Below are 24,354 nucleotides of genomic sequence, written 5' to 3'. Positions count from 1 at the left end.
GGCGGGGGCCGTCAGCGCCCCTGCCACCATCCCCATAGGCTAACCAATAGCCACGCTGCGGCGATCCAACACAATACGGCAGCCAGCAGTGCCCAAGACAGCTTCATGCTGTTGATAAAGCAATACAGTGAGATCAGGTAGACCAGATAGGGTAACACGGCCCACATGCCGAAAATCAGCGTGGTTCTCAGGGCTTCTATCGAACGTTCGCTGCCGACAATGTAATGAGCAATCAGTGCAAAAGTGGGGAACAATGGCACAAGACCTGCAATATAGTAACTGCGACTTTTGGCAAGCAGCGCAATGAATACCACCACCAACGCGCCGATCAGCGCTTTAACCACGATGCCCATATGTCTCTCTGGCGTAAATAAAAAACACATTGCCTGAAATAACCAAGGGAATCAATTCGTCGGAAACCGCAGAGGAAAGCGGGCCCGCCCTGACGGCAGGCCTGAAGGAGACAGATTATTGACGGTAGGCGTGCTTAATCTGCTGAATGCTGTTTTTAAAGATTTCGGCCTGGGTCGGATCTTCGATTTGTGCGATAAAGCGTTCCATGTTGATAATGACTTTCCCGGCATCAGCCTGGCCGATCGACTTCAGGATCAGCGTCAGCGTGGCTTTAAGACAGGCGACTTCTGTTGCCAGCGTTTCCGGGTTTGCAGACGTAGTGAAATCAACGTTGCTCATTTTCTCTCCTGATTTTTGAGGCCGAAGCCTGAAACAATATGCATTTTTGATGCGCACCCGCACCGGCTTCATTCACTCTGGCGTGCAGATGCGTCTTTAACTGGGCGCGGAGTATAGCATAGCATGCAGAAATGCATCTGCACTGATGGGGCTGTGCCAGCACGGGGAGGAGGCTGCGGGATCGGGCGAAGGTGTCACTGTCGCCATATTAGGGCACGTACTCATTAGTGATTAATGAATCGGCAGCTTGCTGCCAGACATCAGGTTTGTTGGAGAATAATAGGTTAGTTATTTTTCCAAACTTAATAAGTATTTGATCGCTAACTCGCAGTTAACGTGCACAAGTTATTTAAAATATCAATGCTATCTACCTGCCATGTGTTGCCCGTAAGATAAGGAAATAATGTCTTCCATCGTGGTTACCCAAGGGGCAGATAAATGAATGGTTGCTATTTTGTTCATTTTCAATGAATTACAATGGTATTGTATTCGTGTTAATATTATCAATGTTGCGATTGCTTACACTGATTTTACCTGTAGTTAACCTTGGGTTCTGTATCATGGGGCAAAGGTATGCACCGTAATATTTACATCGCCTATTTTCATCGGCAGGCTGGCTTTTATCGGGCTGCGTTAGGGACTAAAATTCAAAAGTCAGGCCCACTGCGCAAAGTTAATCGGGAGTAAGTATTAATCTGTGTTCATTCTTGTCTGAAAAACAAGTAATATCTCAGGCTATAACAGAGGCTGATTGCGTTACTCCCTTCTTTTTGGAGATTTTTCCTTGATTAGCGTTCTTCTTGTTGATGACCACGAACTGGTGCGCGCAGGGATACGACGCATTCTGGAAGATATCAAAGGTATAAAAGTTGTCGGTGAGGCCCAGTGCGGTGAGGATGCCGTTAAATGGTGCCGTGGCAATGCTGTAGATATCGTTCTTATGGATATGAATATGCCGGGTATTGGCGGGTTGGAAGCCACGCGTAAAATTGTACGTTATGCGCCCGACGTTAAAGTCATCATGCTGACTATTCATACGGAAAATCCATTGCCTGCCAAAGTAATGCAGGCGGGCGCTGCGGGTTACCTGAGCAAGGGGGCGGCCCCACAGGATGTCGTCAATGCTATTCGTGCCGTGCAGGCCGGGCAGCGATATATCGCGTCCGACATCGCCCAGCAGATGGCTCTGAGCCAGCTGGAACCGCAGACTGAGACGCCGTTCAGCTGCCTGTCTGAGCGCGAACTGCAAATTATGCTGATGATCACCAAAGGCAAAAAGGTGAATGAAATCTCAGAGCAACTGAGCCTCAGCCCTAAAACAGTGAACAGTTACCGTTACCGTATGTTCAGTAAGCTGAATATCAGCGGCGATGTCGAATTGACACACCTGGCTATCCGACACGGATTGTTCAATGCGGAGACGTTGTTAAGCAGTGAGTGACCGTTTTGATGCCAAAGCATTTCTAAGCACCGTAACCAGCCAACCTGGCGTCTACCGTATGTATGACGCTAGTGGCACGGTTATCTATGTCGGCAAAGCCAAAGACCTGAAAAAACGCCTCTCCAGTTACTTTCGCCAGCAGGTTGGTAGCCGCAAAACGGAGACGTTGGTTAAAAATATCGCGCAAATAGACGTAACTGTTACGCATACCGAAACAGAAGCGCTGTTGCTGGAACATAACTACATAAAGTTATACCAGCCGCGATATAATGTTCTTTTGCGAGACGATAAATCTTATCCGCTGATCTTCCTCAGTGCGGACAGCCACCCGCGGCTGGCTGTGCATCGTGGTGCCAAACACGCCAAGGGCGAATACTTTGGCCCATTCCCCAATTCCTATGCTGTACGCGAGACGCTGGCGCTGTTGCAGAAACTGTTCCCGATACGCCAATGTGAGAACAGTGTGTACCGCAACCGCTCACGGCCTTGTCTGCAGTACCAGATCGGTCGATGCCTGGGGCCTTGTGTCGCCGGGCTAGTCAGCGAGGATGAATACCAACAGCAGGTGGACTATGTGCGTCTGTTCCTGTCGGGTAAAGATCAGCAGGTATTGCATCAGTTGATTGAACGGATGGAAAACGCCAGTAAAGCATTGAACTTTGAAGACGCCGCGCGCATACGCGATCAGATCCAGGCGGTTCGGCGGGTAACTGAACGTCAGTTTGTTTCTGGCAATAGTGACGATCTGGACGTGATCGGCGTGGCGTTCGAGGCAGGTATGGCTTGCCTGCACGTGCTGTTTATTCGCCAGGGCAAAGTGTTGGGCAGCCGTAGTTATTTCCCGAAAGTACCGGGCGGCACCGAAATGAGCGAAGTCGTACAAACATTTGTCGGCCAGTTCTATTTACAGGGTAGCCAGATGCGCACCTTGCCGGCGGAGATTCTGTTGGATTTCACCTTGCCGGAAAAAGACCTGCTGGCTGAGTCGCTCTCTGAACTGGCGGGTCGTAAGATTCAGATCCAGAGTAAACCGCGAGGGGATCGTGCGCGTTACCTTAAACTGGCGCGTACAAACGCGGCGACCGCGCTGACGACCAAACTTTCCCAGCAGTCGACGATTCACCAGCGGCTTGCAGAATTGGCTAAAGTGTTGAACCTGACCGAGATTAACCGCATGGAATGCTTCGACATCAGCCATACCATGGGAGAACAAACGGTCGCGTCCTGCGTGGTATTTGATGGTAATGGGCCGCTGCGTTCTGAATATCGGCGCTATAATATCACCGGTATTACGCCGGGTGATGACTATGCCGCGATGGCGCAAGTGCTGAAACGCCGTTACGGTAAGGCGCTGGAAGAGAAAAAAATCCCTGACGTTATCTTTATTGATGGTGGTAAAGGGCAACTGGGCATGGCGATTGATGTGTTTAACTCGCTGAATGTGACCTGGGATAAAAACAAACCTTTACTGATTGGCATTGCTAAAGGCGCCGATCGTAAAGCCGGGTTAGAGACGTTGTTCTTTGTACCGGAAGGCGAGGGCATTGCTCTGCCGTCGGATTCGCCGGCGCTGCATGTGATCCAGCATATCCGCGATGATTCGCATAACCACGCAATCACCGGACATCGCCAGAAAAGGGCAAAAGTAAGAAATACCAGCGCGTTGGAACTGATCGACGGTGTTGGGCCAAAAAGGCGACAGGTGTTGTTGAAGTATATGGGCGGACTTCAACCATTATTGAACGCCAGCGTGGAGGAAATTGCAAAAGTGCCGGGTATTTCACAAGCATTGGCAGAAAAGATCTACAATGCATTGAAACACTGAGGGCAATGTAGCAACATACTCTTAATTTCCACTCCAGCCAGATAGTTACCCTAGCATTATGCAATTGAATATACCGACTTGGCTTACTCTGTTCCGCGTAGTTCTGATCCCATTCTTTGTACTGGCATTTTATCTGCCATTCACTTGGGCTCCGATGCTATGCGCCGTTATCTTTGTGTTTGCTGCCATAACCGACTGGTTTGATGGTTTCCTCGCCCGTCGCTGGAAGCAAACTACCCGTTTCGGGGCGTTCCTTGACCCGGTGGCAGATAAGGTGATGGTGGCTGTGGCACTGGTGCTGGTGGCGGAACATTACCACACCTGGTGGATCACTCTGCCTGCGGCGACCATGATTGCCCGTGAAATTATTATCTCGTCACTGCGTGAGTGGATGGCGGAGATTGGTAAACGTAGCAGCGTGGCCGTATCCTGGATTGGTAAAGTAAAAACCATGGCGCAAATGATGTCGCTGGTTGGATTGTTGTGGCGTCCAGATCGCTCCGTTGAGTATGTCTCTTTTGGTTTGTTGTACATCGCAGCGGTGCTGACTTTCTGGTCAATGTTCCAATATTTGAACGCTGCCAGGAAAGATTTGCTGGAACCCTGATCAAAGCGGTGCAAAAATCGTCAAACAAACGTAATGAGACAACAATTTTATTGACTCATTACGTCAGGTAAGTAGAATGCATCGCATCAGACGGCAGCAGTGATTTGCCGAAAGATAGCAAAAAAATCAGTAAGTTCTGATTGATGCGGGAATAGCTCAGTTGGTAGAGCACGACCTTGCCAAGGTCGGGGTCGCGAGTTCGAGTCTCGTTTCCCGCTCCAAATTTGATAAAGCTGGTGTTTCACGAGCTTTAGCCTGAACAAGGCAAATAGAATTTAGGCGCGTTAACAAAGCGGTTATGTAGCGGATTGCAAATCCGTCTAGTCCGGTTCGACTCCGGAACGCGCCTCCAATTTTCCCGAGCCCGGGTGGTGAAATCGGTAGACACAAGGGATTTAAAATCCCTCGGCTTATGGCTGTGCGGGTTCAAGTCCCGCCCCGGGTACCAGGAAAATAAATTCAAGAATAACAAGCAATAAGTAGTAATGTCGTGACCGCCGGAAGGCGGTTTTTTTGTATCTGAAATTCCTCTTCATCATATCTCTTCATTTTCTCCTGTATGATTCCTCGCTGACAAAGCGCCAGATAGGGTTTGATGCATAAACCACCGTGGTGGCTATCGGCCATTTCATCAGCATTTCTGTCGTCGGCTTACAATGCCGATCGATAAGCTTGTGCAATCTGCAAAAGAGTCATCATGTTAATTGCCCTGATACGCAGATTTTTACATGAAAGTAAGCCATTTTTTAAAGACGGCCGGCGATAAGTGATCTATAACCAAATAGCGCAAATGAGAAGGAAAATGGGATGAGAGGGGGATTATTTTTGTTGGCTATTTTAATGCTATCCGGCTGCTCAGGGCCTTTGGGGTCAATCTTGGGCGTGATTCCCCAGCATTCTGACATTTGCCCACAGGGCAGAAACTCGATTACGGGTGAATGCCGTTAGTTATCAGGGTTTAAGATGCCGTATCTAAAAGGGTTTACCCGCTTCTGGCCTGCATGGTTTGGTCAACGCGTACATCTGCCCAACTCACAGCGCTGCCAGGATGCGGTTAACGTGACATAACGCCTGCCACACTCCGTTATGAAGACCCTATCCGGTTATGTAAACCGGATATTGCCTTTCAAAGCGTCAGATCTTAACTCCCGGCACCCAGTAGCGAAATATCACCCGCGCTACAGTTCGCCACTAACATCATGGCTACGACGGCGAGAATAGAGATGATGGTGCATAGATCCGACTTGCGCATGCTGCTCCTTAGCGGCCTGTTACCCCGATAACTTCGATTGCTGCTCTGTGCAGCTTTTGGCTGTAGTCATCGGGTTGTTTCTCGATCTCTTTGATCAGATAGGCGAGAATACTTTGCTTGGTGATGGGGGTGTTAGCGGAAAGCACATGAATGACACTTTTACCGACCAGATGATATATGTGTTCACGGTACGTCTCGATATCTTTATCGCAGAGACCGTAAAGGGAATAATCGATCATAGAATTTTACCGCTGGTGAAATTTAAAATGCCAGCCGAAGCTGGCAGAGAAGCCATATAAAAAATAAAGTCCTGCAAATTCCACTTAGGTTGATATCTATGTGGAAGGTTTACGATAACGTAGTAAGAATATTCCCATCAATAGGCAACGGCAATCCAGATGGTTAATTAGGAAAATCCTCAGGTTATGGGCATAGTGCGGGCTGTGCTGAAGGAGGAACCGAATGGTAAAGGGAGGCAGATTTAATCTTCCGTCTGCGAACTCAGGCTCTCAGGCAGTAGCTGCGCCAGCAGCAGATCGAGCGTTAACATTAGTCCATAACGTGCAGCGCTACCGCCACTGAGTGGCAATACTTTGTCGGCGAATCCAGCCAGCGTGCTGCCAACCGGGGCCAAGGCGATACGGTAAGCGCCAGTAGCGCCGGCCAACTTCGCGGCGTTAAGCAAATCAGCGTTTTCCCCACTCATTGACAGCAGTACAACGCATTGTTGCGTACTGAGCGTGGAGGCCGTCATACGCATCAGCGCGGCGTCCTGGCAGGCAAAGGCAGGATAGCCGAGTCCGACCAAGCGTTGCTGCAATTCATTGACGTAGAGTGCCATGCTATTTACACCAAAAATATGCACGCTTTTGGACTGGCTTAAGTGTTGGCTGGCTTCGATCAACGCCGCATGCTCTACCTGCTGCAGCTGTTGATGGAGCGTGGTTTCTATGTCATTAACGCGTTGTAACCACAGGCGTGGTGGCCCATTAGGCGCCGTTTGTGCGGTTAAATAGCGTGAGCCGCTTACGCTGGCCTGCGCCAATTTCATTCGCAAATCGCGAATATCATCGCAACCAATGGTTTTGGCAAAGCGCGTGATCGTTGCCGGACTGACCCCTGCCTGGGTGGCAAGTAGCTCGATGGTGGCGGAAGACGCGAAGGCGACATCGTCCAAAATGGTTTGCGCGACCTTTGCTTCCTGCTGGCTGAATTGATTTTGGCGTGCGCGGATCTGATAGACAATGTCACCAATATCTTCGCAACCAATGGATTTGGCAAAACGACTGAGCGTTGTGGAACTGACGCCCGGTAGCTTACCGATGCCGGCGGCTGATGCGAAAGCGATATCCATGCTGCCCAATACAGGTTGAGCCACCGCGGTAGCGGCGCTTGCTGGTACGGGTTGGGTGCGCATCAAAGAGACAAAGTCGTTAAGATCCTGGCAGCCAAGGGACTGAGCAAAATGCGCGACGATCTCGGTACTGACACCGGCACGTTCGGCCAGCTGCTCAATGGTTGCCGTTGACGTGAATCCGGGATTATCCAGGATGGTTCGGGCAATTTTCGCCTCCTGGCGATTGAACGGGCTTTGGCGAAACTGAATGTGGTAAACGAGATCCATGACTGCAGTGTCCCTTCTGTTATGCCAATCGGCGATCTGTGTTTCAAACTAGCCTGTTTTTCGCGCGGCATAAAGCCATAACCAGAAGAATAAATTACTGAAAATAATTTTCAATTCATCCTGTGTAAAAACGAGATGCTCCTCTCATCGTTTAGTTGTTAATAATTTATCTTGCTGTTTTTAAAGGTTAAATAGGATTTATGGATTCTGTCTGTGAATAAAACTCTATCGTCGATCACAGTGTTGAAAAAAATTTTCATGATAATTTTTAGTTAACAATTTGTTTTTTAACGATTAAGTGAAAATCATAATCAAATCGTATGGATCTAAGGTATTTACAAGCGTGTTACAGCACTGTTTTATATTTGCACAGCCAAGGTGGCTAGTCACAATCGAGGCACCCAAAAATGCAAACAATCGTCTTATGCTGCGCTGCAGGAATGTCTACCAGCATGCTGGTACAAAAAATGAAAACCGAGGCACAAAAGCGTGCTTTGGATATTGAAATTGAAGCCGTACCCGTAGCGGATTTTGAACGCATCGTTGAAAGGGCGGACATTGTACTGTTAGGGCCACAGGTGAAATATGAACACGCGCGCCTTTCGGAACTGGCTGCCCCATTAGGCAAAACCGTTGCGGTTATTGATATGTTGGATTACGGCACCCTGCGTGGGGATAAGGTGCTGGACAAGGCACTGGGCCTGCTGGGCTGATAACACCCTGTGGGGCATTGCCCCTCAAACCCTATTTTTGATTATTTTACAGCGGATTATTTTATTAATCCGTCGGGGCTTGCTGTGCCTGGAATCAGGCCAGGGGAGGTAATGATGGATTTGGAAACGAGTGTTATGGAACTGCTGGTTCATGCCGGGAGTGCACGCAGTTCTCTGCTGTCGGCATTGCAACTGGCACGTCACGGTGAGTTTGACGCCGCGGATGTCAAGCTGGAAGAGGCGAAGTCCGGCATCGGCCGGGCGCATAGCATGCAGACGGAACTGATAGGCATGGACGAAGGCTGTGGAAAAATACCGGTCAGTTTAATTCTGGTGCATGCGCAGGACCATTTGATGAACGCGATGCTGATCCAGGATCTGGCCACTGACATGATCGAGCTTTATCGTCGTTTACCTCAAGGGGCAGGCAATGACTAAAATAACCGTAATTGGTGGTGGCAGTAGCTATACGCCAGAGTTGGTCGAAGGGTTGATCGCGCATTATCAGGATGTGCCATTGACCGAACTGGCGCTGGTGGATGTTGAATCCGGTCGGGAGAAAGTGGGCATCATTGCTGAACTGACCAAAAGAATGTTCAAACGTAACGGGTTGGAACAGGTGGTCGTTTCGGTGCATTTTTCGCTGGAGCCTGCCATCCGTGGTGCCCGCTTTGTGTTAACTCAACTGCGGGTGGGGCAATTGGCTGCCCGCGCAGCTGACGAACGCCTAGGGCTGAAATATCAACGTCTTGGACAGGAGACAACGGGCGTCGGTGGTTTTGCCAAAGCGCTACGGACCATTCCGGTGATGTTGGAGGTGGCCCGCACGGTGGAAGCCGTTGCACCGGATGCCTGGATCATCAACTTCACCAATCCTGCCGGGATCGTCACCGAAGCGGTATCACGCTACAGCAAGGCGAAGATCATCGGCGTGTGTAATGTGCCGATCACGATGCACCACATGATTGCCGACATGCTGAAAGCGCCGCACGATCAGGTGGATCTGCGTTTCGCCGGGTTGAACCATATGGTGTGGGTGCACCAGGTGACGCAAAGCGGCAAGGATGTCACCGCCGACGTATTGAACATGCTAAGCAATGGCGAAACGCTGTCGATGAATAACATCAAAGAGCTGCCGTGGCCGCCTGCGTTTTTACAGGCTCTGGGGGCGATTCCCTGCCCATATCACCGCTATTTTTATCAAACGGCTGGAATGCTGGAGGAAGAGATAGCCGCAGCTGCTGCGCAAGGGACCCGGGCTGAGCAAGTGATGAAAGTTGAAGCGGAGTTATTTGCTTTGTATGCCGACCCCGCAGTGGATAAGAAACCCGAACAACTGCGCTTCCGTGGCGGTGCGTTCTATTCTGAAGTGGCGGTCGAGTTGATCCGTGCCATTCATAACAACAGCGGTAAGGTGCTGGTGGTGAACACCCGCAATAACGGCGCTATTCAGGGCTTGCCGGACGATGCGGTGATTGAAACCAACTGTGTGATCGATGCACAGGGCGCACACCCACTGAGTTTTGGTCCGATGCCGCTGGCAATGAACGGGCTGACTCAACAGGTAAAAGATTTTGAACGGCTGACTATTGAGGCCGCCGTGCATGGCGATCGTCAAAGTGCGCTGTTGGCGTTGGTCGTGAATCCGTTGATTGGTGGTGTCGGCATTGCACAACCGTTGTTGGATGAGGTGCTGAGCCTGAATCAAGCCTATTTACCGCAGTTTAATTAAGTCGAAATTCCATAATAACAATCACGACAGAGCCGGCTTTGCCGGGCAGGGGGGATGATGGCGGGTTTAAATAGCATTCTTGAACGTTACGTATTGCCTACGGCGTTAAAAATCGCGGGGCAAAAACACATTTTGTCGGTGCGGGACGGCATAATTCTCAATATGCCCTTTATGTTGATTGGGTCATTCTTCCTGATCTTCGCCTATTTGCCGATCCCCAGTTATGCCAATCTGATGGGGGAGATATTCGGCGCGGCCTGGCGCGACAAATTGCTGTACCCGGTTAAGGCAACCTACGACATCATGGCGATTATCTCCAGCTTTGGCATCGCCTACCGGCTGGCGGAAAAATACCGCGGCATGGACCCGCTCAGTACCGGTGCTGTTTCGCTGGTGGCGTTCATCATGACCATTCCCCAGCACACGTTGTTTGCGCCAGTGAAAGGCGCGGCCGAGCAGATCGTCAAAGGCGTGTTGCCGATGAATTTTATCGGCAGTCAGGGGTTGTTTGTCGCGATTGTCGTCGCGTTGCTATCGACGGAAATCTACCGTTTTGTGCATAACCGCAACCTGGTGATCAACATGCCGGAAGGGGTTCCGCCCGCGGTGGCCAAATCCTTCTTGGCACTGATCCCAGGTTTTTGCGTATTGGCGGTGATATTGCTGTTGCGCCTTATCGTTGAAGCCACGCCGTTTGGCGATATCAACACCATGATCGCTACGCTGATCGGGATCCCGATGCACCACGTGGGCGGAACACTGCCGGGGATGATTTTCTCGGTAATCCTGATTGGTCTGCTATGGACATTGGGGCTGCATGGCGACGCCATTGTATTGGTCTTTATTCAGCCGGTGTGGCTGGCAAATATGTCGGAAAATCTGGTCGCATTTCAGAACAATCAACCGATCCCACACATCATTACTCAGCAATTTTACGATCTGTGGATTGCCCCCGGTGGGACAGGAGCCTTATTGGGATTGGTGATCTTTATGCTGGTGCGCAGCCGTAGTGCGCAGATGAAACAGTTGGGAAAAATTGCTGCGCCAGGTTGCCTGTTCAACATCAGCGAACCCATGGTGTTCGGTATTCCGTTGGTGATGAACCCGTATTTCTTCCTGCCCTTTATTTTGACGCCGGTAGTCTTGGTGATCGTGACTTACAGTGCGATGGCAACCGGGCTGGTAACGCCCCCAGTCGGTATCGCGTTGCCCTTCACCACGCCAATTTTCATTAGCGGTTATTTAGCAACCGGCGGCCATATATCGGGAACGGTGATCCAAGTCGTGAATCTTCTTATTTCAATGGCGATTTACTACCCGTTCTTCCGTGCCTGGGATAAGCAAAAATACCGTGAAGAAAATCATGCGGCTGCGTCGGTGCAAAGTGCTGTGGCGGGTGAACAAACCTCGACACCGTAATTATGCATACCCGTCAGGGAGGCCATCGCCGTTTTTGTAGAGAGTGACAAAAGTGGCGTGCCATAACACCAAAACCGCCGCCAGGCGGTTTTTTACTTGGCAGAGCGAGCGATGAAGCGTATTAGCGGAGGCTTTCGAGCCAGTGGAAAATGCGTGCAAGGTTGAGGGTAATATCGCCGATGTTAAATATCGCACCTACCCATACTGCAATCATGGCAGCCACTCCAATGACAACCGGCAGATCCATTTTATTCATTGGCTATCGTCTTCAATGGGTTAACAAGTTTTCAAGCCTAGCATTAATCGCTTCGGGGATAAAACCTCAGTCTAGGCTTGCCTGGATTTGGCATACCAAAAAAAGCCACCCGAAGGTGGCTTATCCAAAGAACGTTGTTTAGTCCAGTTTAGGGTGCTGGTCGATCAACGTTTGTCTTTTCTTTTCCAGTTCAGCGATCTGCTCATTGATGTCATCGACTTTCTGTTCGATGTTGTCGTAGTTCTCTTGCAGCAGCTCTTTGGCTTCCGACCGGTCCGATGCAGCCGGTGTGGCGCCGCGAAGCGGTTTATTGGCTGTTTCCTTCATGTACAACCCGGTGATCAGACCGATCACCGCAACGACCATCAGGTAGTAGGCCGGCATATAGAGGTTGCCGGTTGATTCGACTAACCATGCGGCAGCCGTTGGCGTTGCACCGGCAACCAGTACCGAGATGTTGAACGAGATCGCCAGGGCGCTGTAGCGAATATGCGTCGGGAACATCGCAGGCAAGATAGAAGCCATCACGCCAGTGAAGCAGTTGAGCAACACGGCCAACACTAATAGGCCAACGAAGATCAAGCCAATTACACTGCTGTTGATCAGAATAAAGCACGGTATCGCCAGCGCCAACAGGCCGATGCTGCCGCCGATGATAAACGGCTTACGGCCGATGCGATCGCTGGTCAGGCCGATGACCGGCTGTACAAACAGCATACCGATCATGACGGCGATGATGATCAGGACGCCGTGGTCTTCCGAATAATGCAGATTATGCGACAGGTAGCTCGGCATGTAGGTCAACAACATGTAATAAGTCACGTTGGTTGAAATTACGATACCGACACAGACCAGCAAGCTTTTCCAGTGCTTGGCGGCAATCTCCTTGAATGAGGTCTTCGGTGGATTTTCGATGGCGTTGCGATCTTCCTTCTCCATCTTATCCACATGCTGCTGGAACGCGGGGGTTTCTTCCAACGCATGACGCAGGTAGAGGCCAATTAAGCCCAAAGGCGCAGCGATAAAGAACGGAATGCGCCAACCCCAATCGAGGAAATTAGTTTCACCCACGATGCTGGAAATCAGCACTACAACGCCTGCACCCATGACAAAGCCGGCAATGGAGCCGAAATCAAGCCAGCTTCCCATAAAGCCGCGCTTTCTGTCCGGTGAGTATTCGGCAACGAAGATGGCTGCACCAGAGTATTCGCCACCCACTGAAAAGCCCTGCGCCAGCTTGGCCAGCAGCAGTAAGATCGGGGCCCAGATGCCGATCGACGCATACGAGGGGATCAGACCGATACAGAAAGTACTCACCGCCATAATAATAATGGTGATGGAAAGGACTTTTTGACGCCCGAACTTATCACCCATGGCGCCAAAGAAGATGCCACCGAGCGGACGAACCAGGAAGGGGACAGAGAAGGTGGCCAGTGCGGCGATCATCTGTACGCCGGGAGTGGCGCCAGGGAAAAAGACTTGCCCAAGCGCGTAGGCCACAAAGCCATAGACGCCAAAGTCGAACCACTCCATTGCGTTGCCTAATGCAGCCGCGGTAATGGCCTTCTTGAGTTTGCTGTCGTCAATAATGGTGATGTCATTAATATGCATCGGTTTATGTCGTTTTTTTCTTAACTTCATATAATCATCCCTTAATCAATTTTAGTCGTACGTAAATTCGCAATCCTTCTGCCCAGTTATCAATTTGGCTAATCTAAGTGCTTTGCACAGAGATCGGCTATTGCCATTTTTTGTGTGACGCGAATCACGTAATATCTCAATTTTCACCGAGAATATGTCATTTAGGTGACTAATTATTTTGCATGTATAGCTTAACGTTATATCTTGCAGCGATCAAATTTAGCAGTTTATCTTATGTTTTTGCACCGAATTAGTGCATGAATCGATTAACTAATGTGCTGATTGGCGTTTTTTTGTCTGATCGTGGATGCGTAAAGTATAGGAAGAAATGCCACAAAAACCGGCAATGTTTATGTATTTGACGGGCGTGGAAAAAGGCCCGGCGGAATGCCAGGCCGATGTGTTATTGCGGGGAACCCCCAAATTCCAGATAAAGTTGCGCCAGGTTTTGGTACTGGTCAAAGCGGTTTTCATCCAGAGCTAGCTCCGCCAGCCGGCGGCGGTTTTGCGCATCTAGCCAGAAATTGATAGGGACTGCCCCTTGCCGGTAACGGCTTTCATTGAGTTGTTCAGATTTACGTGCCAATGCCAGCGCAGCGCGAAGATGCTTCTCTTGCGCGAGTAATTGCGTTCGTAACGAGAGGGCGTTATCGACGTCAGCCATGGCTTTATAGAGAGCCTGTTTGAACTCAAGAACTTGCAGTTCATAGTCGCTGCGCGCAATGTTGATGTCGACGTTCATTTGCCGCCATTCAAGGAAAGGCAGCGACAGACCAGCCCCCACGCTGGCAAGCGGATTGCGCAAAAATTCCAGCAGGGCGCTGCTGCTGGCGCCTAAAGAACCTGTCAGGCTAAACGCCGGATAGTACTGCGTGCGTTTTATGTCGACGTTGGCCAGCGATTCACGCAAGCGAAGTTCTTTGGCGCTGATGTCCGGGCGATGCTGCAGGACGCTGGCTGGAATACCTGCATTGATTTGGGGCAGCGGGCCGGTTGGCAGACGCGTGGGTTCAACCAATGCGCTACCCGGCGGTGCGCCTAACAGAAGCGTCTGTTCGTTCAACGCTTGCTGACGTTCACGCAACAGGGCCAAATGGGTGCTTTCTTGATTGATTAGGCTCTGCTCTGCATCCACGACGTCCAACGAAGAGACGCTGCCCGCATGGTAGCGTGCGTTCGCCAATTGCAGCGTTTGTCGGGAGTACGCGATGCTTTGTTGGCTGACGCCGATCCGTTGATTGATAAAGCCGATACGCCAATAATTTTTACTGGCGCTGGCGAGCAATGCCAAGCGTGCGCTTTGTAAATCCTGTTGGGTTGCTTGGCTTGCCCATTCTGCGGCATCCCGTTGCCGTGCCAATTTACCCCACAGGTCCACTTCATAGCTGACACCAAGGTTAGCGCTGCTGCTTTTGTTCCAGGCAGATGAATCGGAAAGAGCCGTATTTGCGCCGGTATTGAGTGACGCGTTCACGCTCGGAGCCGTGCTGATATTGACACGCTGCGCTGCCAACTGGGCACGGTAAACACGTAACGCAGCCGCAGCCACATCGTTGTTGCTTACCATCACCTGTTGTAGCAGGCGGTCTAGCTGGGGATCGTGAAAATCCTGCCAGTCAAAGGGAACCGGTGTGGCTGCATCGGTTCCTGACTGCCAGTGAGCGGGGTAGTCCACCTTTGGTGGCTGATATTCACTTTTAAGCGTGTTGCCGCAGCCAGCACTGACGAGTGCTGCGACACATAATGCCAGGGGGGATAAAATTTTCATAAGTTACTCGCTGGCCAGTGAAATGACCGGATCCATCCGCGCCGCTTTTCGGGCAGGGAGATAACCAAAGATCATGCCGATCAAGGTGGAGCAGAAAAAGGCAATGGCGGCAGCCTGCCAGGAATAGATGGCGGTCAACATGCCACCTGCCAGCAGGGTAAACAGCGAGCCGGCGGCGAACGACAGTAAAATACCCAATACGCCGCCGATCAGGCAGACCAGCACAGCTTCGATCATAAATTGCTGCATTATGTCGCTACGCCTCGCCCCTACCGCCATACGCACGCCGATCTCATGTGTCCGTTCGGTTACTGAAACCAGCATGATATTCATCACGCCGAGGCTGCCGATGATCAATGAGACGGAAGCAACCATCAGAATCAGCAGATTCAAGGTCATTGACGTGTGTTCGATCGATTTACGGTATTTATCGAGGTTGAACAGCATAAAGTCTTTGGCACCGTGGCGCTGGGTAAGTAACTGTTCAATGGCACTGACGGCGGCTTTATTGGAGACATCATCTTTCAACCTAATGCTGATACTGCTTAGCGTCGGTTTACCCACCATGCGGTACATCACAGTGGTGTAAGGCATCCAGACTCTGATGCGGTTTGGCGCGTAATCCTGGTTGCTTTGGACTACGCCAACGACCCGTGCGGGCACTGAGCCGAGAAACACGATTTGCCCCAGTGGCTCTACGCCGAACTCACCAAACAGCGAAAGGCGTGCGTTATCGTCAATGATCACTTCCTGTAACGCGTTGCGATCGTCCCGGAAAGTGCTGCCTTGTATTATCGTCAAGCCGTTAACGCGGAAGTAATCGCGCCCTACGCCGTTGATCGAGGCCGTGGCCGATTTGCTGCGAAAACGAATGCTGTCAGAAGCCGTAACCTCAGGGCTGACGCTGTCGACAAAGCTCTGGTGGGCCAGTGCGTCGGCGTCGGCGGGCACCAAGGTACGGATGCTGTCGATGGCGCCATCAAAAAAATCGCGCCCTGGATAGATGCTGACGACGTTAGTGCCCAACCCTTTGATATTCTCCAGCGTGCGTTGTTTAGCGCCTTCGCCCAGGGCAACCACCGTGACGACTGCGGCGATCCCGAAAATGATCCCAGTCATGGTCAGCGCAGTGCGCAGGCGATGGGCGTTCATTGCTTTGAGTGCCATGTGCAAGGATTCGCGGGTGCGATCGAGCAAGCTCTGCCAGTAACCTTGCGCCACTGGCTGGCTTTTTTGCAGGGAGGGCAGAGACCCTGGTGATTTACGGCCGCTGTCGGCGACGATCTCGCCGTCCTGCAGTTCGATGATACGTTGCGCATGCTGAGCCACTTTCATATCGTGGGTTACAATGACAACCGTATGGCCGCGCTGGTTAAGTTCGCTAAGGATTTCCAGCACTTCCAGCCCGGATTTTGAGTCCAATGCGCCCGTGGGCTCATCTGCCAGGATGATTTCCGCACCGTTGATTAATGAGCGGGCGATGCTCACACGCTGTTGCTGGCCGCCGGAAAGCTGGCCAGGTTTGTGGTGTTCACGGCCTTCTAACCCGAGTCGAGCCAGCAGTTGTGCTGCGCGTTGGCGACGTTGGTCGCGTTTGCTGTTGGCGTAAATGGCAGGGATTTCAACATTCCCCAACGCGCTGATATCCGGCATTAAATGGTAGCGCTGGAAAATAAATCCGATATGTTCACGGCGCAGTTTGGCCAGTTCGTCTGGTGACAGGTGAGCGGCATTATGGCCATTGATGTAATAGTCGCCCTGGTCCGGCACATCCAGACAGCCAATGATATTCATTAGCGTTGACTTGCCTGAACCCGAGGCACCAATGATGGCGACCAACTCCCCGGCAGCGATCTTCAGGTTGATGTTTTTCAGTACGGTGAGTGGCTGACTGCTATTGGTATAGGTGCGGCCAATACCTTTCAACTCAATGATGGTATTCACAGTGATAGACCATCCTCGTCAGCTTTGGCACTTTCCTGTGCCAGCACGACGTTTTCACCGGCCGTCAGCCCGGACAAGATCTGAATATCAACGTTATTGGTAATACCGGTTTTTACGTCACGCATTTCTAACCGGTTATCACGGGTCAGTACCTGTACTTGCTGTTTTTTGTCGGCGGTTTTATGTACTGCCTGAGCGGGTATCAGTAATGTGTTTTTTGCTTCGCCCAGCAGTAACGAAACCTGAGCTGTCATGGCAATCCGTAGACGGTTGTCTGCGTTGGGCACGTCCAAAAGCGCGTTGTAATACACCGATGCATTGGATGCACCTGAGCCTGATGCGGAACTGCTGCCGGAGAGCGAGTCGTCTTTCATTACCGACTCAGGGGCCAACTCGACAGTTCGCAACGTGGCGTCATAACGCTTGTCTGGTTCGGAAAAAATCGTGAAGTAGGCTTTCTGTCCCTGAGATACACGCGTAATGTCGGCCTCGGAAATCTGCGCCTTGATGGTCATCACATCCAATTGGGCCAGTTTAACGATGGTCGGGGCGCTCTGGTTGGCATTCACCGTTTGCCCCTGCTGTGTAATTACCGCAATCACGATACCGTCCATCGGCGCCAGAATCCGGGTGTAGCTCAACTCCACCTTTTTCTTGTCCACCTCAATCTGTGCTTGCACGATGCGAGCATTCAGCGCGACCAGTTCGGCGCGGGTGGCGGCGAGGGTCGCCTCTGCCGTTTCAAAATCTTCACGTGAACCCGCTTCATCATCCAACATGCGCTTTTGGCGTTTAAAGCGAGACTCGGCTTGTTTTAACAGTGCCTGTTTGGCCAGCAAATCAGCCTTGGCAACGTTGAGTGCGGCTTCGGCGTTGCGCAGATTATTGCGTTGCGGCAAGTCATCAATGTCGGCGATGGGTTGGCCTTTGGTGACTCGCTCGCCCAGTTTAACCTTCAGGGATTTGACCTGACCGGACACCTGCGCACCCACGTTAACCCGCTCGAAAGCATCCAGCTTACCTGTGGCCAGTACGGCATTTTCAATATTGCCCTCACGTACGGGAGCGGTGACATAGGCAGCCTGAGAAGGGTTTTGCAGCGAGAACAGCGCAACCAGGATAATGACGACCAGCAGAATACCGGCGAGGATAAACGCCAAATGGCGTGGTGTGACTTTCATTGTGTTATCCATAACAGAGGAAACGATGGCTCCAGAAAACCTAATAGTCGCATCCAGCGCTTTAACTAACAATAAACACGCGGCAGTCGATACTGCAAAAGTTTCACTTATTAACTATCGCGGGATGAAAGCAATAGGCAGGCGTGAATATAAAGTGAGCGAAATTTTAAGAATTCTCTGTAAAATCAGTCGGTCATACCTAGATAACTTGAATCCACAGCATTAATATGGATAATGACGCCCCGAAGCGAAGGAATGCGCTATTAACTCAGTTGGCAGAGTGATTGGTTTTATCATGCTTATTTGGCTACAAAATTGATAGACGCGGGTTCGAGTCCTGCATAGCGCGCCAGCTTCCTTCTAAGGAATTGCTATCGTAAAGCGCACCCGGGTTGATTTGCACTATCGGCTCCTTGTTGGGATTTTCGGGTGCGCTTTCCCGTAACCGTTTCTCTTCCTTTCTTTTATCTTCTTCTCTTGTGATCGTTCTTTGCTAGACTGAGATCAGGCAGGTATGCTGCCCGGTAACAGGAGATCGCTATGTCTGAGTCCGATCAACTGCAGGAATTATTGCAACGTGTAGCGGCACTTGAAGCCAGAGAAAAGTCGCTAACGGCAGCTTCCAACGCTTATCAAGCGATCATCACCACCATGCTCGGAAACCTGGAACCCCAGGAGCGGGACAAAATTATTGCGATGATCGATCAGGCCCATGAGCTTGCTTATGCTCGTGCGATTCAACGGTGCAACGAGCCGCAAAAACAAAAAATCAAACAAGCTGATGATATCGCCCAGCGGATGTTTATGTTCGCCCAAGGCAAAAACTCTCTGCAGCGCTAATTGCCATAGGTATAACAGTTGCCGATTTTAAATTGCATAACTGATCTACCTGGGCAAACTGTACTTGTGTTAGTTTGTGGGAAGATTATTGCTATCAATAATGCCCCCCAGGCATAAGGTTGTAACGATGGACGCGATTAAAAGCATCTTGGTAAAAGAAATCGAGCGGATCAATCGACAGGAAGGGCGCGACGGTAAGCTGCGGTTTAACAGCGAATTTGCCCGCGATCACCGTTATCTGTGTCTCGCCATGTTTGCCGGTTATTTCGCTGTGATCGCGGTGATGTACCAAGTCCCTTATATGGGCTTCATTTCGTTTTTAGCATTCACTGCCTTTGTTTTGTTCATGTTCGCGATGCTGCTGATTGAAATCAAACCGGTCTATCGTTTTGAAGATATCGGGGTGTTGGATCTGCGCGTATGCTATAACGGCGAATGGTATTTCACTCGTGCGCTCTCTCCGCAGTCGGTGAAGGCCCTGTTGGATGAGCCGATGATCGGTGCGGCGATGAAAACGCGCATGCAGGAAATCATCGCCAATAAAGGCGAGATCGATTTTTATGACGTTTACGATCTGGCGTACTCAAAGAAGCCGCAGGATGAACAACCGCAGGTGGCCGTGCTTAACTGAAGGGTTTCAGACTGCGTAGTTGTCGATTATACTCACGCTTTGAAGCCTGGTTAGCCTGTGGAGTTTACGATGAGTGATGATATTTTCGATTTTGATATCGATGCAGAATTAGCGCAAGCAGAAGAAAAAGCGGCGCAGAAGGCGAAAGAGCTCCCCGAGATCCTTGAGGATGAAGCGGACTGCGAAGGTTGTAAGATCTGAGCGCCATCGCCAATAAAAAAACCGCTGCGGCGGTTTTTTTTATGTCTAAATCGAGATGTTGCAGACAAAAAAAAGCCCGTTTCAGGCGGGCCAACACTTAAGAAGTATGAGGGCTTATTGTTATTACTGTCTGCACTGAGCATACGCGCAATGGTCTGCAAGAGATGTCGATATATTGTAACAAAATGGTTGTTGCTATGTGTCGCTGTTACTTGCGCCAGGCTAATGGTTTAATCCAGCAAAAATCCCCAAACCAGCAGCACTGCCACGATGATCAGGCAGAGCGCAGAGACGGTAACCAGTATTTTTCCTAGAATATCTTTTTCTTGTTGCTGCTGTGCCACGTTACAGTTATCCAATTAAGAGTCTATGGATCAAATCGGCGATACCCAGGTCCAGCACGATGATCGTCAGTGCAATACCCAGCATAGCCGATAGAAATTGAGTTTTACTGTTCAAATCAATTACCCATCACCGCGATGCGGCGTTCCCAGAGTAAAAGGTTAAAACGTCGGGCTGAACGCCCAGTTTTGATAATCACAGAGTTTAAGAACCTTTCTCAACCTATAAGTTCCGTCTGTTTTGAGGTGGCCGCTGCGGGTAGTGAGACGCAACGGCCTATGTTGCTCAAGGATCAGTCAGTAACAATTCTTACGCCAATCTTACTGATGGCATTGCCATCCATTTCAGCAATGGTCCAGGTCAGGCCATCCCATTCAACCTGATCGCCCACCACGGGCTCACCGCCAATCAGTTGAATCACGAATTGGCCAAGCGTTTGTTGCTCATCCACACCTTCATGCAGGTTAAGCCCATACACTTGCGAAATGTCGCTTAGGCGTGCGTCCGACTGCAAGATAAAGTCGCCGAAGAACCGCTCATCCAGCGTCACTACTGGCGCCTGGCTGAACAGTTTCCCCAGGACGGGCAAATCATGTTCGTGGCCGATAACGCACAGAATGTCATCCTCACGCAGCCGTGTACTGCCGCTAGGGTGCAACAATTCCTTCCCGCGGAAGAGTGCGGCAATACGCGTGCCGGGGGGCATTTTAAGTTCACGCAGCGCTGCGCCGACGCACCAATTTTCTGACGAGAGTTGATAAACAAACTGCTCCCACTGGTTTTCTGGGTGTACGTCTAACCCAACCCGGGAAATCGGTGCCAGTGCGGGTGGGACGATCACCTTGGCTTTTCTCGCAGCGAACGACAGCGTTGTGCCTTGCAGCAGCAATGAAACCAATACGACAAAGAAAGCCACATTGAAGAACAGCTGCGCATTGGGCAACCCAGCCATCATTGGGAAGACGGCAAGAATAACCGGTACGGCGCCGCGTAGACCGACCCAGGAGATAAAGCTGCGCTCGCGCAGGGTAAAGCTGCGGAACGGTAGCAACCCGATAAACACCGAAAGCGGCCTGGCGAACAAAATCATCCATAGCGACAGCAGCAGGGCAGGGATGGCGATAGGCAACAACTCGTGCGGGTTGAGCAGCAGGCCCAACACCAGAAACATGCCGATTTGGCTCAACCAAGCCAAGCCGTCAAAGGTTTGGACAATGCCATGCCGGTTGCGGATAGGACGATTGCCCAACATCAGGCCGCACAGATACACCGCCAGAATGCCGCTGCCGTCCAGTGCCGTTGTCAGCGCAAAGATTAAGATGCCGCCGCTCACGGCGAGCAATGGATATAAGCCTTCTGCCAGTTTGATATGGTTGATTAACGTCAGTAACAGCCAACCGCCGCCAAGACCAAATACGATCCCCATACCAAACTGTTGCAGTAGGTGGAGAGGGAACATCCAGCTCAGGGTGGTTTCGCCAGCGGCGATCATCGCAATCAGGGTGATGGTAAGAAACACCGCCATTGGGTCGTTGCTGCCAGATTCAATCTCCAGCGTGGCACTGACACGTTCGTTAAGCCCTTTACCGCCCAGCAATGAAAATACCGCAGCGGCGTCGGTAGAGCCGATAATGGCGCCAATCAGCATGCCCTGCAGCAGATCGAGGTTGAACAGCCAGGCGGCAGCGAGGCCGGTCAACCCCGCGGTGATCACCACCCCGATGGTCGCAAGAGAGAGCGCGGGCCAGAGTGCAACACGGAATGAACTGACGCGGGTACGCATCCCCCCGTCCAGCAGAATCACGGCGAGTGCCAGGTTGCTGACGAGATAGGCCACAGGATAATTACTGAATACGATGCCGCCCGGCCCATCGACACCTGCCAACATGCCTATGGCCAGGAAGATGACCAGGATGGGAATACCCAGACGCGAAGAAAATGAACTGAGAAGAATACTTGCTCCCACCAACACGGCACCGATGATGAACAAACTGTTAATGGTGCTGGCATCCAAAATAACGTTCTCCTGCAGGCTGGGGAAAAGGCGTTGCGCGCGGGCGCAGATACCCCATGATGATAGCCTGTTTTTTGGGTAAAACGCCAAGGCTGATTAGGAAAAGATTTTGCATTTATTGTCATTTAAGAGGGGAAGCATGAGGAAGGGCAGAGAAATGGGTGAACTTCTTACTTTTACCTATATTTATCAGAACACTGTAGTTCTGTGCGTTCAATAATCCTGCTTTCTGTAGCGGTAGTGAGCAGGAAAAACCATTAAACCCCCGCGAGGAGGCTTAATGGTTTGCAGGCAGGGTGTCGTTAATGATCGAGTGATTGCAGGGCTCGCTTGATCAGCTCAGCCGCCAGTTTTCGTTCTGACTCTGAAATGCCATCAAGGTTGAGGCTGGAGAGTTCAGTGACCAGAATACTGCGATCCTTGCCGCTGATTGACGAATCCAGTGCGGAAAGTAACCGACCAAGGATTTTCAATAGGGTGGCATTTTCCGGTACGGCTTCCTGCGCCGAAGTGTCTTTATCATCAGTCATTAAAAAATCCTCTCTGTCGTGACGGAAGGGCGATACTGCAAGCTTTGCCGCGATAACGGCAATGCCGTCCCTCAGGGTTCATTGAGCCCAATCGCTACCGTAAGGCAGGGATGTGGATTTCCACTTATGCGTTGCAGTTATAACAACTAGCAACAATATGCTCCAGCATAACTTTGCCTTAACTTTCGCCATGGGTGTGAGCAATGTGTGCTCAGTATCGGAAATGGAGGGCCGCTCTGGCGTGGGAGAAATGATAGCGGTTCTGATGTACAGCGATATGACAGTGAAGGGCCCGGTAAGCAGAAACGATTACCGGGCGGTTGGCTTATTGCGGCTTACCGGAGAACAGGAAACGAATCAGCGGAATGCGCTTGTGCAACTCATATAAGGCGAAGGCGCAGGAGAAGACAAACACCAATCCTGCCAGAAAACCCAGTAGGTTATTGTTGATATGCGGCGTCACAAAAGCGCCATATATCAGAGTCAGCGGATGGTGCACCAGATATATAAACAGCGATGCATTGACCAGATAAGTGATTCGTGGCGAATGATAGTTCAGCAGGTTATGCCCGAATGAGAAAATCACGTTGGCCATCAGGATCCCCAACAGGGTTTTGATCAGCACTTCCAGCTCGAACATATAGCTACTGTGGGCCAGATACTTCTGATTCAGCATGTAGGCTATGAACAACAGCAAGGAGCCCAGCAGCGACCAGGCCGAAGGTTTGAGGAAAATCTCTTTAAGCCACACGTACTTAAATGCGTAAGCGCCAAGGATAAAGAACGGCAGGTAGAACATCGTCTCCATCACCACGAAATTGAACATGCCGTTGGACAGTAAATGAGGGGCGACAATTAAAATAATACGGTGCGCGGCCGAATAGCATAACGCATAAATAAGAAAGAACAGTGAGATGTTTCCTAATCCAGTCATTTTATTTATGGGATAGGGAATGACCTGCGTTTTTTGCGCCTTGATCTTTTTGAAAAGATAAAAACAGGCGGTGGTCAGTAATGACAGCGTTAATAAAAACCACAGGTGAGAAATCAGTTCCCAAACCGTTACATTTATTTTCTGGTAGAGCGAAAAGTTGTCCCAGCCGTTTAATTTATCGGTGAAATATTTCAGCATGAAAAATTGGGGAACAGTTATTAACGGGATCGAGCTCAGTAATGGGATTGCGACGCGTTCCAGTCTGACCTTCAACCACTTATGGCGCTCATAGCGTTCATATAGCATGTAGGAGAAGTAGCCTGAAATCACGAAGAACACCTGCATGCGGAAGGCATGAATGAAGTCGTTCAGCACTGTCAGCGAGAATGAGGGCGTAGCGCTGTTTACTGCCCAGGCATGGCTTGAATAGATCAAGGAGAGATGAAAAGGGATGCCGAGCAACATCAAATAAGCCCGGATTGAATCGAGGAAAAACTCGCGTTGGTTGCTGCCGTTTGTCATAGGTTACCGCTGGTGATTTTATCGAGAGGTCATTAACACGCTTAATAAGTCGGCAATGGTTAAATCGCAATCCCAAACCCTACTATACCGTTTCACATTTTTCCATAGCGTCTTGTTGCGCGGCTTGCTACGCTGGTGTTTAGTCAGCTGCTTAAACAATGAGCCATAAACATGAACCATCCATTTATCATGTTGTCGGAAAGCTGAATAATCCATTAATATGGATTTAAATGATTTGAGCACA

General features: G+C 50.6%; 22 protein-coding genes and 4 tRNA genes. 14 read left to right on the top strand and 12 right to left on the bottom strand.

Annotated elements, in window-relative coordinates; all coding sequences use genetic code 11:
* Positions 1 to 11 precede the first annotated feature (11 nt).
* Both AC2FCQ_RS20870 and AC2FCQ_RS20865 read right to left on the bottom strand, forming a co-directional pair.
* The gene (locus tag AC2FCQ_RS20870; protein ID WP_209632683.1) at positions 12 to 353 is read right to left on the bottom strand and encodes a GlpM family protein; all 342 of its coding nucleotides are present in this window, start codon (positions 351 to 353) and stop codon (positions 12 to 14) included.
* A gap of 115 nt (positions 354 to 468) precedes the next feature.
* The gene (locus AC2FCQ_RS20865) at positions 469 to 693 is read right to left on the bottom strand and encodes a DUF2594 family protein (RefSeq protein ID WP_020826235.1); all 225 of its coding nucleotides are present in this window, start codon (positions 691 to 693) and stop codon (positions 469 to 471) included.
* A 784-nt stretch (positions 694 to 1,477) separates the two neighbouring features.
* Here AC2FCQ_RS20865 and uvrY point away from each other — a divergent pair.
* From uvrY to AC2FCQ_RS20835, 6 genes are all read left to right on the top strand, one after another.
* Complete coding sequence (uvrY, locus tag AC2FCQ_RS20860; RefSeq protein WP_012006273.1) at positions 1,478 to 2,134, top strand: UvrY/SirA/GacA family response regulator transcription factor; 657 nt, start codon at positions 1,478 to 1,480, stop codon at positions 2,132 to 2,134.
* Positions 2,127 to 3,959 (top strand): excinuclease ABC subunit UvrC, encoded by a 1,833-nt coding sequence (gene uvrC / locus AC2FCQ_RS20855; protein ID WP_209632684.1) that lies wholly within the window; start codon positions 2,127 to 2,129, stop codon positions 3,957 to 3,959. Before uvrY ends, uvrC begins: the two co-directional genes overlap by 8 nt.
* Positions 3,960 to 4,017: 58 nt before the next feature.
* Positions 4,018 to 4,566, top strand: coding sequence for a CDP-diacylglycerol--glycerol-3-phosphate 3-phosphatidyltransferase (gene pgsA / locus AC2FCQ_RS20850; protein WP_209632685.1), 549 nt, complete (start codon positions 4,018 to 4,020; stop codon positions 4,564 to 4,566).
* A 145-nt stretch (positions 4,567 to 4,711) separates the two neighbouring features.
* A tRNA-Gly gene (locus AC2FCQ_RS20845) sits at positions 4,712 to 4,787 on the top strand.
* A gap of 57 nt (positions 4,788 to 4,844) precedes the next feature.
* Positions 4,845 to 4,918, top strand: a tRNA-Cys gene (locus tag AC2FCQ_RS20840).
* Positions 4,919 to 4,928: 10 nt separating this feature from the next.
* A tRNA-Leu gene (locus AC2FCQ_RS20835) sits at positions 4,929 to 5,014 on the top strand.
* Between the two features lie 812 nt (positions 5,015 to 5,826).
* On the opposite strand, the gene AC2FCQ_RS20830 is transcribed toward AC2FCQ_RS20835, so the two are convergent.
* Positions 5,827 to 6,057 (bottom strand): biofilm development regulator YmgB/AriR family protein, encoded by a 231-nt coding sequence (locus tag AC2FCQ_RS20830; RefSeq protein ID WP_209632686.1) that lies wholly within the window; start codon positions 6,055 to 6,057, stop codon positions 5,827 to 5,829.
* 242 nt (positions 6,058 to 6,299) lie between these two features.
* Positions 6,300 to 7,442: a MurR/RpiR family transcriptional regulator gene (locus AC2FCQ_RS20825; protein ID WP_209632687.1), complete on the bottom strand. Its 1,143-nt coding sequence runs from the start codon at positions 7,440 to 7,442 to the stop codon at positions 6,300 to 6,302.
* A 407-nt stretch (positions 7,443 to 7,849) separates the two neighbouring features.
* Between AC2FCQ_RS20825 and AC2FCQ_RS20820 the strand changes: the two genes are divergently transcribed.
* From AC2FCQ_RS20820 to celB, 4 genes are all read left to right on the top strand, one after another.
* Positions 7,850 to 8,155: a PTS sugar transporter subunit IIB gene (locus tag AC2FCQ_RS20820; RefSeq protein WP_209632688.1), complete on the top strand. Its 306-nt coding sequence runs from the start codon at positions 7,850 to 7,852 to the stop codon at positions 8,153 to 8,155.
* Positions 8,156 to 8,266: 111 nt separating this feature from the next.
* Positions 8,267 to 8,593, top strand: coding sequence for a PTS lactose/cellobiose transporter subunit IIA (locus AC2FCQ_RS20815; protein ID WP_209632689.1), 327 nt, complete (start codon positions 8,267 to 8,269; stop codon positions 8,591 to 8,593).
* A complete protein-coding gene (locus AC2FCQ_RS20810; RefSeq protein ID WP_490307698.1) occupies positions 8,586 to 9,887 on the top strand; it encodes a 6-phospho-beta-glucosidase in 1,302 nt (433 codons plus the stop codon). The genes AC2FCQ_RS20815 and AC2FCQ_RS20810 overlap by 8 nt, the downstream gene beginning before the upstream one ends.
* Before the next feature lie 57 nt (positions 9,888 to 9,944).
* Positions 9,945 to 11,306, top strand: a complete 1,362-nt coding sequence (celB, locus tag AC2FCQ_RS20805) for a PTS cellobiose transporter subunit IIC (protein WP_404759845.1) — start codon at positions 9,945 to 9,947, stop codon at positions 11,304 to 11,306.
* Positions 11,307 to 11,427: 121 nt separating this feature from the next.
* Here the strand turns inward: celB and AC2FCQ_RS20800 are convergent, their stop codons facing one another.
* The 5 genes from AC2FCQ_RS20800 to etsA form a co-directional block, all read right to left on the bottom strand.
* Positions 11,428 to 11,562, bottom strand: coding sequence for a hypothetical protein (locus AC2FCQ_RS20800; protein WP_490307697.1), 135 nt, complete (start codon positions 11,560 to 11,562; stop codon positions 11,428 to 11,430).
* A 138-nt stretch (positions 11,563 to 11,700) separates the two neighbouring features.
* Entirely contained in the window at positions 11,701 to 13,203 is a 1,503-nt protein-coding gene (gene proP / locus AC2FCQ_RS20795; RefSeq protein ID WP_209632692.1) for a glycine betaine/L-proline transporter ProP, read from the bottom strand.
* Between the two features lie 403 nt (positions 13,204 to 13,606).
* Complete coding sequence (etsC, locus tag AC2FCQ_RS20790; RefSeq protein WP_404759843.1) at positions 13,607 to 14,971, bottom strand: macrolide efflux RND transporter outer membrane subunit EtsC; 1,365 nt, start codon at positions 14,969 to 14,971, stop codon at positions 13,607 to 13,609.
* A 3-nt stretch (positions 14,972 to 14,974) separates the two neighbouring features.
* Positions 14,975 to 16,915, bottom strand: coding sequence for a MacB family efflux pump subunit (locus tag AC2FCQ_RS20785; RefSeq protein WP_265555004.1), 1,941 nt, complete (start codon positions 16,913 to 16,915; stop codon positions 14,975 to 14,977).
* Positions 16,912 to 18,096 (bottom strand): macrolide efflux RND transporter periplasmic adaptor subunit EtsA, encoded by a 1,185-nt coding sequence (gene etsA / locus AC2FCQ_RS20780; protein ID WP_404759841.1) that lies wholly within the window; start codon positions 18,094 to 18,096, stop codon positions 16,912 to 16,914. The genes AC2FCQ_RS20785 and etsA overlap by 4 nt, the downstream gene beginning before the upstream one ends.
* A 257-nt stretch (positions 18,097 to 18,353) precedes the next feature.
* On the opposite strand from etsA, the gene AC2FCQ_RS20775 reads away from it, so the two are divergent.
* From AC2FCQ_RS20775 to AC2FCQ_RS20760, 4 genes are all read left to right on the top strand, one after another.
* Positions 18,354 to 18,448, top strand: a tRNA-OTHER gene (locus AC2FCQ_RS20775).
* A 188-nt stretch (positions 18,449 to 18,636) separates the two neighbouring features.
* Positions 18,637 to 18,936 carry a sigma-S stabilization anti-adapter protein IraP gene (locus AC2FCQ_RS20770; protein ID WP_209632696.1) on the top strand — a complete coding sequence of 100 codons (300 nt, stop codon included), beginning with the start codon at positions 18,637 to 18,639 and terminating at the stop codon, positions 18,934 to 18,936.
* 127 nt (positions 18,937 to 19,063) lie between these two features.
* A complete protein-coding gene (locus tag AC2FCQ_RS20765) occupies positions 19,064 to 19,567 on the top strand; it encodes a YlaC family protein (protein WP_037419616.1) in 504 nt (167 codons plus the stop codon).
* Between the two features lie 69 nt (positions 19,568 to 19,636).
* Positions 19,637 to 19,768 (top strand): hypothetical protein, encoded by a 132-nt coding sequence (locus tag AC2FCQ_RS20760; protein ID WP_017892391.1) that lies wholly within the window; start codon positions 19,637 to 19,639, stop codon positions 19,766 to 19,768.
* A gap of 634 nt (positions 19,769 to 20,402) precedes the next feature.
* On the opposite strand, the gene AC2FCQ_RS20755 is transcribed toward AC2FCQ_RS20760, so the two are convergent.
* The 3 genes from AC2FCQ_RS20755 to mdoC all read right to left on the bottom strand — a co-directional run bounded on the left by AC2FCQ_RS20755 (position 20,403) and on the right by mdoC (position 24,110).
* Positions 20,403 to 22,124 (bottom strand): potassium/proton antiporter, encoded by a 1,722-nt coding sequence (locus AC2FCQ_RS20755; protein WP_209632697.1) that lies wholly within the window; start codon positions 22,122 to 22,124, stop codon positions 20,403 to 20,405.
* A gap of 302 nt (positions 22,125 to 22,426) precedes the next feature.
* Positions 22,427 to 22,654, bottom strand: coding sequence for a hypothetical protein (locus tag AC2FCQ_RS20750; protein ID WP_209632698.1), 228 nt, complete (start codon positions 22,652 to 22,654; stop codon positions 22,427 to 22,429).
* A 325-nt stretch (positions 22,655 to 22,979) separates the two neighbouring features.
* Positions 22,980 to 24,110 carry a glucans biosynthesis protein MdoC gene (gene mdoC / locus AC2FCQ_RS20745; protein WP_209632699.1) on the bottom strand — a complete coding sequence of 377 codons (1,131 nt, stop codon included), beginning with the start codon at positions 24,108 to 24,110 and terminating at the stop codon, positions 22,980 to 22,982.
* Positions 24,111 to 24,354: the final 244 nt, after the last annotated feature.

The sequence above is a fragment of the Serratia sp. CoH_134_PS_4 genome, from assembly GCF_058190535.1.
This window is presented reverse-complemented; position numbering and strand designations above follow the sequence as displayed.

What these genes read in the sequence shown, in the direction of transcription:
- AC2FCQ_RS20865 (WP_020826235.1), bottom strand. Translation starts at nt 693, where the DNA reads ATGAGCAACGTTGATTTCACTACGTCTGCAAACCCGGAAACGCTGGCA.
- AC2FCQ_RS20770 (WP_209632696.1), top strand. Translation starts at nt 18,637, where the DNA reads ATGTCTGAGTCCGATCAACTGCAGGAATTATTGCAACGTGTAGCGGCA.
- celB (WP_404759845.1), top strand. Translation starts at nt 9,945, where the DNA reads ATGGCGGGTTTAAATAGCATTCTTGAACGTTACGTATTGCCTACGGCG.
- etsA (WP_404759841.1), bottom strand. Translation starts at nt 18,096, where the DNA reads ATGAAAGTCACACCACGCCATTTGGCGTTTATCCTCGCCGGTATTCTG.
- AC2FCQ_RS20750 (WP_209632698.1), bottom strand. Translation starts at nt 22,654, where the DNA reads ATGACTGATGATAAAGACACTTCGGCGCAGGAAGCCGTACCGGAAAAT.
- pgsA (WP_209632685.1), top strand. Translation starts at nt 4,018, where the DNA reads ATGCAATTGAATATACCGACTTGGCTTACTCTGTTCCGCGTAGTTCTG.
- AC2FCQ_RS20760 (WP_017892391.1), top strand. Translation starts at nt 19,637, where the DNA reads ATGAGTGATGATATTTTCGATTTTGATATCGATGCAGAATTAGCGCAA.
- mdoC (WP_209632699.1), bottom strand. Translation starts at nt 24,110, where the DNA reads ATGACAAACGGCAGCAACCAACGCGAGTTTTTCCTCGATTCAATCCGG.
- AC2FCQ_RS20800 (WP_490307697.1), bottom strand. Translation starts at nt 11,562, where the DNA reads ATGAATAAAATGGATCTGCCGGTTGTCATTGGAGTGGCTGCCATGATT.
- AC2FCQ_RS20820 (WP_209632688.1), top strand. Translation starts at nt 7,850, where the DNA reads ATGCAAACAATCGTCTTATGCTGCGCTGCAGGAATGTCTACCAGCATG.
- AC2FCQ_RS20830 (WP_209632686.1), bottom strand. Translation starts at nt 6,057, where the DNA reads ATGATCGATTATTCCCTTTACGGTCTCTGCGATAAAGATATCGAGACG.
- AC2FCQ_RS20870 (WP_209632683.1), bottom strand. Translation starts at nt 353, where the DNA reads ATGGGCATCGTGGTTAAAGCGCTGATCGGCGCGTTGGTGGTGGTATTC.
- etsC (WP_404759843.1), bottom strand. Translation starts at nt 14,971, where the DNA reads ATGAAAATTTTATCCCCCCTGGCATTATGTGTCGCAGCACTCGTCAGT.
- AC2FCQ_RS20825 (WP_209632687.1), bottom strand. Translation starts at nt 7,442, where the DNA reads ATGGATCTCGTTTACCACATTCAGTTTCGCCAAAGCCCGTTCAATCGC.
- AC2FCQ_RS20765 (WP_037419616.1), top strand. Translation starts at nt 19,064, where the DNA reads ATGGACGCGATTAAAAGCATCTTGGTAAAAGAAATCGAGCGGATCAAT.
- proP (WP_209632692.1), bottom strand. Translation starts at nt 13,203, where the DNA reads ATGAAGTTAAGAAAAAAACGACATAAACCGATGCATATTAATGACATC.
- AC2FCQ_RS20815 (WP_209632689.1), top strand. Translation starts at nt 8,267, where the DNA reads ATGATGGATTTGGAAACGAGTGTTATGGAACTGCTGGTTCATGCCGGG.
- AC2FCQ_RS20810 (WP_490307698.1), top strand. Translation starts at nt 8,586, where the DNA reads ATGACTAAAATAACCGTAATTGGTGGTGGCAGTAGCTATACGCCAGAG.